This is a genomic window from Mycobacterium sp., assembly GCF_032162105.1.
GTDB lineage: Bacteria > Actinomycetota > Actinomycetes > Mycobacteriales > Mycobacteriaceae > Mycobacterium.
The window spans coordinates 1-12,450 of sequence record NZ_JAVRPS010000435.1; the positions used below are offsets into that span (position 1 = coordinate 1).

Consider the following 12,450-nt stretch of genomic DNA (forward strand, 5'->3'; position numbering starts at 1 on the left):
CGCTCAGGCGGGCCAGGTCGCTGTAGGTCTGCGCCGCGTACGCCTTGGCCAGGCGGTCCTCGTACTCAGTCATCGGAAGGCGACCTTGAGCGGCCGCATCGGTGAGCAGCTGCGCAACCTGAATGCGATCGGTGTCGGCAGCGCGCATGGATCCATTGCGCGACGCTGGAGTGCTCATCAGGGATGAGCCTACGACGATCGCCTGTGCACGCAAGGCTGTTGCCCAATCTGTGGCCGGACAGGCTCAGGATTGCGTCCAACTCGGCGGCCGCTTCTGCAGGAAGGCGAGCATTCCCTCGCGCGCCTCGTCGGAGACGAACAGTGCGGCCGACTGCTTGGCCAGCTCCTTGGCGTGCCGGTCGAAGCCGGCAAGGATCGACGCCGTGGTGAGCGCCTTCGACGCCGCCAGGCCCTGGGGCGAGCCCTTGGCGATGTTTGCTATCAGCGCTGCCACTTGTGCGTCCATCATCTCGGCGGAATCGGCGGCGAGTGTGATCAGCCCGATCGCGGCGGCCTCGGCTGTGTCGAACCTCTCGCCGGTGACGAAGTATCGGCCAGCCGCGCGCGGACTCATCTTCGGCAGCAGGGTCAACGAGATGATCGACGGTGCAACGCCGATGCGGGCCTCGGTGAGCGCGAACGTGCTCGCAGGCCCGGCCACGACGAGGTCGCACGCGCCGATCAGACCGAGCCCGCCTGCCCGCACGTGGCCGTCCACGGCGGCGATGACGGGGATCGGCAGTTCCAGGATCGCGCGCAGCAGGTGGGTCATCTCGTGGGCCCGGTCGACGGCGACGTCACCGGGATCGGCGGCCGGTCCGCCTGCAGATGCCTGAGCGAGGTCGGCGCCTGCGCAGAACGTCGTGCCGGTGTGAGTGAGCACGACGGCACGCACCCCGGACTCCTCGGCGGCGTCGCTGAGTCCCTGTCGAAGTTGATGCACCAGTGCGGTGGACAGCGCGTTGTGATTGTGCGGCGAGTCCAGCACGATGCGCGCGGCGGCACCCTGGACGGTGTAGTGGACCAGGGAGCTCATCAGTACGAGCGTGGCAGACCGAGCGACGTCTGCGCCACGAAATTGAGGATCATCTCGCGGCTCACCGGGGCGATCCGGGCCAGCCGGGACGCGGTCAGTACCGAGGCGATGCCGTACTCCTTGGTCAACCCGTTGCCACCGAGGCACTGCACGGCCTGGTCGACCGCGCGAACCGAGGCTTCGCCTGCGGCGTACTTGGCCATGTTTGCCGCCTCGGCAGCGCCGGCGTCGTCGCCGGCGTCGTATAGCGTGGCGGCCTTCTGCATCATCAGCTTGGCCAGTTCGATCTCGATGTGGTTCTGCGCCAACGGGTGTGAGATGCCCTGGTGCGCACCGATCGGCGTCTTCCACACCTGCCGGGTCTTGACGTAGTCGGTGGCCTTGTTGATGGCGAAGCGGCCCATCCCCACCGCGCTGGCCGCGCCCATGATCCGCTCCGGGTTGAGGCCCGCGAACAACTGCGCGATTGCCGCGTCCTCGGAGCCGACGAGCGCGTCGGCAGGCAGTCGCACGTCGTCGAGGAACAGCTGGAACTGGTTCTCCGGGCTGACGATCTCCATGTCGATCTTCGTCCAGGACAAGCCTGGCGTATCGGTGGGCACGACGAACAGCGCGGGCTTCAGGTTGCCGGTCTTGGCTTCCTCCGTGCGGCCGACGACCAGCAGCGCCTGCGCCTGGTCGACACCGGAGATGAAGACCTTCTGGCCGGACAGGATCCAGTCGCTGTCGTCCCGGCGCGCGGTGGTGGTGATGCGGTGGCTGTTCGATCCGGCGTCGGGCTCGGTGATGGCGAACGCCATGGTGATCGAGCCGTCGGCGATGCCCGGAATCCAGCGCTTCTTCTGCTCGTCGGTGCCGAACTTGCTGATGATGGTGCCGTTGATGGCGGGGGAGACGACCATCAGCAGCAGCGCGCAGCCTCCTGCCGACATCTCCTCCATCACCAGCGAGAGCTCGTACATGCCCGCGCCGCCGCCGCCGTACTCCTCGGGAAGGTTGACCCCGATGAAGCCGAGTTTGCCTGCCTCGCTCCATAATTCGGTGGTGTGCTGGCCGGCGCGCGCCTTCTCCAGGTAGTAGTCCGCGCCATAGTTCGCGGCCATCGCCGCCACCGCTTTGCGCAGGGCCTGCTGTTCCTCGGTCTCGACGAAGCTCATGATCATTCTCCTTCGGGGTTCGCTGTGTCTTCTACACGAGCGAGTAGGCTGCCGACGTCGACCTGCTGGCCGACCGCGACGTTGAGTTCGGCGAGCACGCCACCGCCCGGGGCGGTGATGGTGTGCTCCATCTTCATGGCCTCCAGCCAGATCAGCGGCTGTCCGGCCGTCACCTGGTCGCCGACCGCTGCGCCGACCCGGACGACTGACCCCGGCATCGGGGCCAACAACGAGCCTTGCGCAACGGCGGAATCCGGGTCGGGGAAGCGGGACTGGGCGGTGAGCCGGACCGGTCCCAGCGGACCGTCGATGAAGACGTCGTCGGTGCCGCCGTACCTCGCGACGTCGAACGGGCGCTCGACGAAGTTTCTCCCCGTCGCTCCGCTCGCCCCGATACCCGTGCTCAGCACCACCCGGTCGGGCGTCGCCGACACCAGTGTCAGGTCATCGGTGTCCGGGAGGTCCAACCGGCCGCGGACGAACCGGTACCGGACCTCGTGTTCATCCCCTGCGGGGTCGACGTAGCGCTTGGTCTGGTAACCGGATGGCACATTCCGCCACCCGCTCGGCACCTCGATGAAAACCGTTGCGGCCTGGCGATTCCCGGCAGCGTCGGCCAGAGCCGCGGTAAGCGCGGCGAGCTGCCACGTGGACGGGTCGGCCAACGGCCTCGCGAGCCTGGCCAGTCCGTGGGTGTCGAAGAACGCGGTGTCGGTGGCGCCATCGAGGAACGCAGGGTGGCGCAGCACGTTGACGAGCAGATCGCGGTTGGTCGGGATGCCGTGCAGCCGGGTCCGCGCCAGGGCGTCGGCGAGGATGCCCGCCGCCTGCCGCCGCGTCGGAGCGTAGGAGATGACCTTGGCCAGCATCGGGTCGTAGAACACAGACACCACCGAGCCGTCGACGATGCCCGAGTCGACCCGCACGCCCGGGCGGTCCAGCGTCTCGAACTCGGTACGGCTGCCGGGCACGTCGAACCGGTGGATCGGTCCGGCCTGCGGTCGCCAGTTCTTGGCAGGGTCCTCGGCGTACAGCCGCGCCTCGATCGAATGACCGTGTGCGACAGGAGGTTCAGCGGGCAACCGGCCGCCCGCGGCCACGTCGAGTTGCAACTCGACGAGGTCGAGGCCCGTGGTCTCCTCCGTCACCGGATGCTCCACCTGAAGCCGGGTGTTCATCTCGAGGAAGAAGAAGTCGCCCGATTCGTCGGCCATGAACTCGACGGTGCCCGCGCCGGTGTACCCGATCGCGCCCGCCGCCAGTCGCGCCGCCTCGAACAGCTTGGCCCGCATGCCAGGGGTGCGTGCGACGAGCGGCGACGGCGCCTCCTCGATGATCTTCTGGTGCCGCCGCTGAATCGAGCATTCGCGCTCGCCGACTGCCCAGACGGTGCCGTGCGCGTCGGCCATCACCTGGACTTCGACGTGATGCCCGGTGGCCAGGTAGCGCTCGCAGAACACGGTTGGATCGCCGAACGCCGACTGCGCCTCGCGCTGCGCGGCCTCCACCTCTCTGGCCAACTCGGTCAGGTCGCGGACGACGCGCATGCCGCGGCCGCCGCCACCGGCCGACGCCTTGATCAGCACCGGCAGCTGCGCGGAGGTGACCGTGTCGGGATCGAGTTGCTCGAGCACCGGTACGCCCGCGGCGGCCATCAGCTTCTTCGCCTCGATCTTGGAGCCCATCGCTTGCACGGCCGCGACGGGTGGTCCGATCCAGATCAGCCCAGCGTTCTCCACGGCGTCGGCGAATTCCGCGTTCTCCGAGAGGAACCCGTAGCCGGGGTGAATGGCGTCGGCATCCGAGGCCAGGGCCGCGACGAGGAGTTGCTCTACATCGAGATACCCGTTGCGTCCCTCCAGTCGGACGCGGACGTCGGCCTCCGCGACGTGCGGGCTGGCGGCGTCGGGGTCGGTGTAGACGGCGACGGTGCCGATGCCGAGGCGGCGGCAGGTGGCGAACACGCGGCGGGCGATCTCGCCGCGGTTGGCGACCAGGACTCTGGTGATGGTCATGCTGCCCCCCTCCTCGCGATTTGTGCGCGCTTTCGTTCGCGCACCGACGGAAAACGCGCACAAATCGCTGACATGGTGGGCCTCACATCCGGAAGACGCCGAAGTTCGACGTCCCCTCGATCGGGCCGTTGGCGATGGCGGACAAGCACATTCCCAGCACGGCGCGGGTGTCACGGGGATCGATGACGCCGTCGTCGTAGAGCATGCCGGACAGGACCATGGGCAACGACTCGGCTTCGATCTGGCCCTCAATGGCTGCCCGCAGTGCCGCATCGGCTTCCTCGTCGACCTGTTGGCCGCGGGCCTCGGCGGCGGCCCGGCTGACGATCGACAACACGCCCGCGAGTTGAGCGCCGCCCATTACCGCGGACTTCGCGCTCGGCCACGCGAACAGGAAGCGGGGGTCATAGGCACGGCCGCTCATGCCGTAGTGCCCGGCGCCGTACGACGCGCCGATCAGCAGCGAGAGGTGCGGCACGGTCGAGTTGGACACGGCGTTGATCATCATCGAGCCGTGCTTGATCATCCCGCCTTCCTCGTACTTCTTGCCCACCATGTAGCCGGTCGTGTTGTGCAGGAAGAGAAGTGGCGTGTCGGACCGGTTGGCCAACTGGATGAACTGGGTGGCCTTCTGGCTCTCCTCGCTGAACAGCACGCCGCGGGCGTTGGCGAGGATGCCGATCGGGTAGCCGTGCAGCATGGCCCAGCCCGTCACCAGCGAGCCGCCGTAGAGCGGCTTGAACTCGTCGAAGTCGGAGCCGTCGACGATGCGGGCGATCACCTCGCGGGGGTCGAAGGGGATGCGCAGATCGGCGGGCACGATCCCGATGAGTTCCTCGGCGTCGAACAGCGGATCGGCGACGGGGCCTGGCGTCGGCCCCTGCTTGCGCCAGTTCAGCCGGGCCACGATCCGGCGCGCGATCCGGATGGCATCGAGTTCGTCGATAGCGAAGTGGTCGGCCAAACCCGATATCCGAGAGTGCATCTCGGCCCCGCCAAGGGATTCGTCGTCGGACTCCTCGCCGGTGGCCATCTTCACCAGCGGCGGTCCGGCGAGGAACACCTTGGACCGTTCCTTGATCATCACGACGTGATCGGACATGCCGGGGACGTAGGCGCCACCCGCGGTGGAGTTGCCGAACACCAGCGCAATGGTGGGAATGCCTGCCGCCGACAGCCGGGTCAGGTCGCGGAAGCCCCGGCCACCGGGGATGAAGATGTCCTTCTGGGTGGGCAGGTCGGCCCCGCCGGACTCGACCAGCGAGATCAACGGCAGGCGGTTCTGACGCGCAATGAAGTTGGCCCGCTGCATCTTCTTGAATGTCCACGGGTTGGTGGTGCCGCCCTTGACCGTGGGATCGCTTGCCACCAGCATGCACTCGACGCCCTCGACGACGCCGATGCCGGAGACCACGCTCGCGCCAACGGTGAAGTCGCTGCCCCACGCGGCGAGCGGGCTGAGTTCCAGGAACGGGGAGTCCGGGTCGACGAGTAGTTCGATGCGCTCGCGGGCAGTGAACTTGCCACGGGCGTGGTGGCGTTCGACGTACTTGGCGCCGCCGCCGGCCAGCGCCTTGGCGTGCTCGGCGTCGACTTCGGCGAGCTTGGTGGTCATGGTCTCGGCGGCGTCGGTGTATGCGGCCGAGCGCGGATCGAGGGCCGACTTCAGCACGGTCATGACTGATATCCGAGTGTCTTGGCAGCAAGTGAGGTCAGGATCTCGGTGGTGCCGCCGCCGATGCCCAAGATGCGCATGTCGCGGTACTGGCGTTCAACCTCCGACTCGGCCATGTAGCCCATGCCGCCGAACAACTGCACGGCTTGGTTCGCCACCCACTCGCCGGACTCGACGGAGGTGTTCTTCGCGAAGCACACCTCCGGGATCAGGTTCACGTCACCTGCGAGCTGCCGTTCCACCACATTGCGGGTGTACACCCGCGCGACGTCGACCCGTCGCGCCATCTCGGCCAACGTGTTCTGCACCGACTGCCGCGAGATCAGCGGCCTTCCGAAGGTTTCCCGATCACGGCACCACTGGACGGTGAGGTCGAGGCAACGTTGCGCGCTCGAGTACGCCTGCGCCGCCAGCCCGACCCGCTCGCTGACGAACGCGGCCGCGATCTGCAGAAAGCCGCTGTTCTCGGCGCCGATCAGGTTCTCCGCAGGCACCCGCACGTCGGTGTAGGACAATTCGGCGGTGTCCGACGAGCGCCAGCCCATCTTCTCCAGCTTGCGGGTGACCTCGAAACCCGGTGTGCCCTTGTCGACGACGATCAGCGAAACGCCCGCGGCGCCTTGCCCGCCGGTGCGTGCGGCCGTCACGACGTAGTCGGCCCGCACCCCTGAGGTGATGTAGGTCTTGGCGCCGTTGATGACGTAGCGGTCGCCGTCTCGGGTCGCCTTCGTCGTCAGATGCCCGACGTCGGAGCCGCCGCCCGGTTCGGTGATGGCCAGCGAGCCGATCTTGTCGCCGCGCAGGGTGGGCCGTACGTAGGTGTCGATCAGCCGCTGGTCGCCGGAAGCGATCATGTGCGGCACGGTGATACCGCACGTGAACAGCGACGCGAACACCCCGCCCGGCGAGCCGGCGTAATGCATCTCCTCGCAGATGATCACCGCGTCGGCGCCGTCGCCACCGCCACCACCGACGGCTTCGGGCAGGCCTGCGCCGAGCAGCCCGGCATCGCCTGCCTTGCGGTGCAGCTCGCGGGGCAGGTCGCAGGTCTTCTCCCACTCGGCGACGTTGGGCAGCACTTCGCGTTCGGCGAACGCGCGCACCGTCTTTCGGAGTTCCTCGCGTTCGGGGGTATGCCAGATGCTCGTGCTCATGACAAGAACTCCTCTGGGATGTCGATGTGGCGGGCTCTCAGCCATTCCCCGAGCCCCTTGGCCTGCGGGTCGAAGCGAGCCTGGTGGGCCACGCCCTTACCGAGGATGCCCTCGATGACGAAGTTGACCGCGCGCAGGTTGGGCAGCAGATGGCGGGTGACGACCAGGTCGACCGTCTCGGGCAGCAGTGCGCACAGTCTCTCGACGGTCAACGTGTGCGCCAGCCAGCGCCACTGCTCACCGGTGCGCACCCACACCCCGACGTTGGCGTTGCCGCCCTTGTCGCCGCTGCGGGCGCCTGCGACGAGGCCGAGCGGCGCGCGCCGGGTCTCGCCGAACGGCATCGGTTCGGGCAGTGCGAACGGCCCGACGGGTTCCAGCACCTTCGTCTCGGTGGCGGCGGGAATCTGCGTGCGGGTGCCGTCGGCGTGCACCGCGATGTGCGGCACCTCGCCTGCGTCGACGTAGCCGGGGGTGAACACGCCGTACACCTGGCCGTCGCCGGGCGGTGCGGTGGTGGTGAAACCCGGGTAGCTCGCCAAGGCCAATTCGACTGCGGCGGAGGAGAAGTGGCGTCCGACGTTCGCGGGATCGGGGTCGCGGACCACGCAACGCAGCAGCGCGCTGGCCGCTTCCTCGGTGTCGGCGTCGGGATGGTCGGTGCGCGCGAGCGTCCACTCCAACTCCGCGGGCTTCACCGTGAGGTTGGCCTCCAGCTGGCGTCGCACCAGGTCGGCCTTGGCGTCGATGTCCAGTCCGGTCAGCACGAAGGTCATCGCATTGCGGAAGCCGCCGACGGCGTTCAACGACACCTTGAGCGTCGGCGGCGGCGGCTCGCCCCGGACGCCGCTGATGCGTACCCGGTCGGGTCCCTCGTCGTCGAGCGACAGACTGTCGATCCGCAGCGTCACGTCGGGGTTGGCGTAGCGCGCCCCGCCGATTTCGTAGAGCAGCTGCGCGGTGACGGTGTCGACGCTGACCAGACCGCCGGTGCCGGGATGCTTGGTGATCACCGACGATCCGTCGGCGTCGATCTCGGCGATCGGAAAGCCAGAGTGAGTGAGGTCGGGCACCTCGGTGAAGAAGGCGTAGTTGCCGCCGGTGGCCTGGACGCCGCATTCGATGACGTGACCCGCGGCCACCGCCCCGGCCAGGGCGTCGTAGTCGGTGCGGCTCCAGCCGAAGTGGGCCGCGGCGGGCCCGACGATCACCGACGCGTCGGTCACCCGCCCCGTGACGACGACGTCGGCGCCCGCGTTGAGACAGTCGACGATGCCCCAGGCGCCGAGGTAGGCATTGGCCGCGAGCGGGCTGCCGAAGCCGAGTTCGTCCGCCCGTCCCACCAGGTCGTCGCCTTCGACGTGGGCGACCTTCGCGTCGAGTCCGAGCCGGTCGGCCAGCGCCCGTACGGCGGCGGCCAGCCCCGCGGGATTCAGCCCGCCGGCGTTGGTGACGATCCGCACGCCCTTGTCGAGGGCGGTCCCGAGGCACTCCTCGAGCTGGGTCAGGAACGTCTTCGCGTAGCCGCGATCGGGCGACTTGGCCCGGTCGCGGGCCAGGATCAGCATGGTCAGTTCGGCCAGGTAGTCGCCGGTCACGTAGTCGAGGTCGCCGCCGGTGAGCATCTCCCGCATCGCGGAATGCCGGTCACCGTAGAAGCCCGAACAGTTGCCGATCCGCACTACACCGGAACGCGCATCAGTCACCCGTGCTCCCATCACCCTTGGCCACTCAACCAACCGGTAGGTTAGTCGGTACCACCGGTCCCACGTCAAGAAGCGATTTCGGCGTGTTCACCCGCGCCAGGCGCGGTGCCAGGCGCGGAAAAGCACGCCGAAATCGCACATTTTGGAGGCTACGCAGCTCACCGGCTATCCTGGGGGGCAATTGCCGACGCCCGAAGTCTTGCGCGGCTACCAGATTTTGATCCCGTTGAAGAGGAGAGCCGATCATGGCTGTGCCCAAGCGCAGAATGTCGCGTTCGAACACCCGTAGCCGTCGGTCGCAGTGGAAGGCCACCGCGACCGATCTCGTCGGCGTGACCGTTGCCGGTCAGCAGCACAAGGTGCCGCGTCGGCTGCTCAAGGCCGCCCGTCTCGGCCTGATCGACCTCGACCGCCGCTAGCTCGGCGAACGACGCTCGGAGGGCAAGGGCAAAGCGCCCGGGTACTCGGCGCGCCTCTCAGCCCTCTCTCAGACAGTGGGTTGACACTGTGGCTGTGCGCATACTTGTCGTCGACGACGATCGCGCCGTGCGCGAATCCCTGCGACGGTCGCTTGCCTTCAACGGCTACTCCGTCGAGTTGGCCCAGGACGGTCTCGAGGCCCTCGAGCGGATCGCCAGCGACCGGCCGGACGCCCTCGTCCTCGACGTGATGATGCCGAGGCTGGACGGCCTCGAAGTCTGCCGTCAACTCCGCAGCACCGGCGACGATCTGCCCATTCTCGTGCTGACCGCGCGGGATTCGGTGTCCGAGCGGGTCGCCGGCCTCGATGCGGGCGCCGACGACTACCTGCCCAAGCCGTTCGCGCTCGAAGAACTTCTCGCCCGGATGCGCGCGCTGCTGCGCCGCAGGGCCATCGACGACCGCGCCGAGTCGGCCGCCATGACGTTCTCCGACCTGAGCCTCGACCCGGTCACCCGGGAGGTCACCCGCGGGGAGCGCCAGATCAGCCTGACCAGAACCGAGTTCTCGTTGCTGGAGATGCTGATCGCCAACCCGCGGCGGGTGCTGACCCGCAGCCGCATCCTCGAAGAGGTGTGGGGATTCGACTTCCCGACCTCCGGCAACGCACTCGAGGTGTACGTCGGATACCTGCGCCGCAAGACCGAAGCCGAGGGAGAGCTGCGACTGATCCACACCGTGCGAGGCGTGGGTTACGTGCTGCGCGAGACACCTCCCTGATGTCGGTTGTGAAGACGTGGAAGGAGTCGTTCCGCCGGGCGCGCCCGGTGCACGCCTCCCTCCACGACGCCAGCTCGGTGTCGCTGAGGTGGCGGGTGATGCTGCTGGCGATGTCGATGGTGGCGATGGTCGTGGTGCTGATGGCCCTCGCGGTCTACGCGGTGGTGTCGCGGGCGCTGTACGACGACATCGACAGCCAGTTGCAGAGCAGGGCCCGGCTGCTGATCGAGAGCGGGTCGCTGGCGGCCGACCCAGGCAAGGCCATCGAAGGCACGGCGTACTCCGACGTCAACGCCATGCTGGTGATCCCAGGCCGGACGATCTTCACGGCGAATCAGGAGGGGCAGAGCCTGCCGCTCGGTGATCCAGAGAAGGACGTCGTCTCGGGCAAGTTGCTGATGTCGCTGCGCACCACGAACCAGCAGCGCGTCTTGGCCGTCCATCTGTCCAACGGCAGTTCACTGCTGATCTCGAAGAGCCTGGCGCCCACCGGCGAGGTGCTCAAACGGCTCGGGACCATCCTGTTGATCGTCGGCGGTCTCGGCATGGCGGTGGCGGCGATCGCGGGTGGCACGGTGGCACGCACCGGGTTGCGACCGGTAGCGAGGCTCACCGAGGCCGCCGAGCGGGTGGCGCGCACCGAAGACTTGCGGCCCATCCCGGTTCACGGCAACGACGAACTGGCCCGGCTTACCGACGCGTTCAACATGATGTTGCGTGCGCTGGCCGAGTCACGGGAACGGCAGGCGCGGCTGGTGTCGGACGCCGGCCACGAGCTGCGCACGCCGCTGACGTCGTTGCGCACGAACGTGGAGTTGTTGATGGCGTCGATGGCGCCGGGTTCGCCGCGCCTGCCGGACGAGGAAATGGCGGGACTGCGGACGGACGTGATCGCCCAGATCGAGGAGTTGTCCACGCTGGTCGGCGATCTGGTCGATCTGACCCGCGACGACGCAGGCGTCACCATTCACGAGCCCGTCGACATGTCGGAGGTCATCGATCGCAGTCTGGAACGGGTTCGGCGGCGCCGCAACGACATCGAGTTCGACGTACACGTCGAGGGTTGGCAGGTCTACGGTGACGGCGCCGGGCTGTCGCGGGCAGTGCTCAACCTGCTCGACAACGCCGCGAAGTGGAGCCCACCGGGCGGCCGGGTGGGGTTGCGGCTGGTCCGGCTAGACGCGGTCAATGCCGAACTCGTGGTGTCCGATCGCGGGCCCGGCATTCCGCCACACGAGCGTCGGCTGGTGTTCGAGCGGTTCTACCGGTCCACCTCGGCGCGGGGACTGCCCGGATCGGGCCTTGGTCTGGCCATCGTCAAGCAAGTGGTGATGAAACACGGTGGGGCACTTCGGATCGAGGACACGGTGCCCGGCGGGGATCCGCCGGGGGCGTCGATTCACGTGGTGCTACCCGGCAGGCCGGCCGCGACACGCCCGCCGAGAGCGGTGGACGGGACCGACGGGAGCGCCGAGAATGGGTGATTCGGGGGGGAGATCGATGCAAAGTCTCGGGATGTGGCGAACGTTCTCTAAGTGGATTCTCAGACCAGAGGGGCACTGTCGGGATGCGGCGTTCGTTCTACTCGTAAGAACGACGTCGCAAACTACTCGAGGGAAGAGCACCGACCAGCAATGACGAATCATCCGAGGTATTCGCCGCCGCCGCCGCCCGGTCATCGGCCTGGCCCGTATGACCGCGTGCCGCCGGGCTACCCTGAGCCCCAGCGGCCCGGTGCTCCGCAGCAGCCCTACGACTGGCGCTATGCCACGCAGCAGCAGGCCTACCGCGGCCCGCACGACCCGTATCGTGGCGCCCCCCACCCGCCGGCCATGCCAGGTCCGCAACTTCCGCAAGCTCCTCGGAAACGTTCCCGGGCAGGGGCTTTGACGATCGGTGCACTGGCCATCGCCTTGGTCTCCGCTGGCGTTGGTGGCGGTGTCGCGACGTTGGTGAAACCGGACCGTCCCTCGATCACCACTAGCTCCATCGGTGCGGCTCCCACCGTGCCCGCGGCCAGCCTGCCCGCCGGGTCGGTCGAGCAGGTCGCGGCGAAGGTGGTGCCCAGCGTGGTCAAGCTGGAGACCGACATGGGAAAGCAGTCGGAGGAGGGCTCGGGCATCATCCTGTCGTCCGACGGCCTCATTCTGACCAACAACCATGTGGTGGCGGCGGCCAAGGGCGGATCAGCCGGGGCTCCTTCAGACCCCCCAGGCGCACCCGCCCCCACGCAGACCAAGGTCACGTTCGCTGACGGCAACACCACCAAGTTCACGGTGGTGGGCACCGACCCGAGCAGTGACATCGCCGTCGTTCGGGCGGAGGGTGCTTCGGGACTGACCCCGATCACCCTCGGCTCGTCGGCCAATCTGCGAGTGGGCCAGGACGTCGTCGCCATCGGTTCGCCGCTCGGCCTCGAGGGCACCGTCACCACCGGCATCGTCAGTGCCCTCAACCGGCCGGTGGCCGCAGGCGGTGACGCACAGAACCAGAACACCGTGCTCGAC

At 68.1% G+C, this 12,450-nt stretch carries 11 protein-coding genes; 4 read left to right on the plus strand and 7 right to left on the minus strand.

Annotation, left to right across the window (positions count from 1 at the left end):
* The 7 genes from QOC69_RS22145 to QOC69_RS22175 all read right to left on the minus strand — a co-directional run.
* On the minus strand, positions 1 to 178 hold a 178-nt coding region (locus QOC69_RS22145), incomplete at its 3' end, for a DUF1707 domain-containing protein (RefSeq protein WP_526443601.1).
* Positions 179 to 244: 66 nt separating this feature from the next.
* Complete coding sequence (locus QOC69_RS22150) at positions 245 to 1,036, minus strand: enoyl-CoA hydratase family protein (protein WP_526443585.1); 792 nt, start codon at positions 1,034 to 1,036, stop codon at positions 245 to 247.
* The gene (locus QOC69_RS22155) at positions 1,036 to 2,199 is read right to left on the minus strand and encodes an acyl-CoA dehydrogenase family protein (protein ID WP_526443587.1); all 1,164 of its coding nucleotides are present in this window, start codon (positions 2,197 to 2,199) and stop codon (positions 1,036 to 1,038) included. Before QOC69_RS22155 ends, QOC69_RS22150 begins: the two co-directional genes overlap by 1 nt.
* Positions 2,196 to 4,208, minus strand: coding sequence for an acetyl/propionyl/methylcrotonyl-CoA carboxylase subunit alpha (locus tag QOC69_RS22160; protein ID WP_526443589.1), 2,013 nt, complete (start codon positions 4,206 to 4,208; stop codon positions 2,196 to 2,198). Before QOC69_RS22160 ends, QOC69_RS22155 begins: the two co-directional genes overlap by 4 nt.
* An 82-nt stretch (positions 4,209 to 4,290) precedes the next feature.
* Positions 4,291 to 5,880 (minus strand): acyl-CoA carboxylase subunit beta, encoded by a 1,590-nt coding sequence (locus tag QOC69_RS22165; protein WP_526443603.1) that lies wholly within the window; start codon positions 5,878 to 5,880, stop codon positions 4,291 to 4,293.
* 2 nt (positions 5,881 to 5,882) lie between these two features.
* Positions 5,883 to 7,037, minus strand: coding sequence for an acyl-CoA dehydrogenase family protein (locus QOC69_RS22170; protein ID WP_526443591.1), 1,155 nt, complete (start codon positions 7,035 to 7,037; stop codon positions 5,883 to 5,885).
* Entirely contained in the window at positions 7,034 to 8,719 is a 1,686-nt protein-coding gene (locus tag QOC69_RS22175; RefSeq protein WP_526443605.1) for an acyclic terpene utilization AtuA family protein, read from the minus strand. The genes QOC69_RS22170 and QOC69_RS22175 overlap by 4 nt, the downstream gene beginning before the upstream one ends.
* Positions 8,720 to 8,988: 269 nt before the next feature.
* Here QOC69_RS22175 and rpmF point away from each other — a divergent pair, with 269 nt between their 5' ends.
* The 4 genes from rpmF to QOC69_RS22195 all read left to right on the plus strand — a co-directional run.
* Positions 8,989 to 9,162: a 50S ribosomal protein L32 gene (gene rpmF / locus QOC69_RS22180; RefSeq protein WP_526443593.1), complete on the plus strand. Its 174-nt coding sequence runs from the start codon at positions 8,989 to 8,991 to the stop codon at positions 9,160 to 9,162.
* A gap of 94 nt (positions 9,163 to 9,256) precedes the next feature.
* Complete coding sequence (locus tag QOC69_RS22185) at positions 9,257 to 9,943, plus strand: response regulator transcription factor (RefSeq protein WP_526443595.1); 687 nt, start codon at positions 9,257 to 9,259, stop codon at positions 9,941 to 9,943.
* Entirely contained in the window at positions 9,943 to 11,427 is a 1,485-nt protein-coding gene (locus QOC69_RS22190; protein ID WP_526443597.1) for a HAMP domain-containing sensor histidine kinase, read from the plus strand. Before QOC69_RS22185 ends, QOC69_RS22190 begins: the two co-directional genes overlap by 1 nt.
* 150 nt (positions 11,428 to 11,577) lie before the next feature.
* Positions 11,578 to 12,450 (plus strand): S1C family serine protease (locus QOC69_RS22195; RefSeq protein WP_526443599.1); only part of this gene is annotated, 873 nt, incomplete at its 3' end.

Bases quoted from the DNA above. Each gene is read 5' to 3' on its own strand.
- QOC69_RS22150 (WP_526443585.1), bottom strand. From the start codon at position 1,036: ATGAGCTCCCTGGTCCACTACACCGTCCAGGGTGCCGCCGCGCGCATC.
- QOC69_RS22155 (WP_526443587.1), bottom strand. From the start codon at position 2,199: ATGATCATGAGCTTCGTCGAGACCGAGGAACAGCAGGCCCTGCGCAAA.
- QOC69_RS22160 (WP_526443589.1), bottom strand. From the start codon at position 4,208: ATGACCATCACCAGAGTCCTGGTCGCCAACCGCGGCGAGATCGCCCGC.
- QOC69_RS22170 (WP_526443591.1), bottom strand. From the start codon at position 7,037: ATGAGCACGAGCATCTGGCATACCCCCGAACGCGAGGAACTCCGAAAG.
- rpmF (WP_526443593.1), top strand. From the start codon at position 8,989: ATGGCTGTGCCCAAGCGCAGAATGTCGCGTTCGAACACCCGTAGCCGT.
- QOC69_RS22190 (WP_526443597.1), top strand. From the start codon at position 9,943: ATGTCGGTTGTGAAGACGTGGAAGGAGTCGTTCCGCCGGGCGCGCCCG.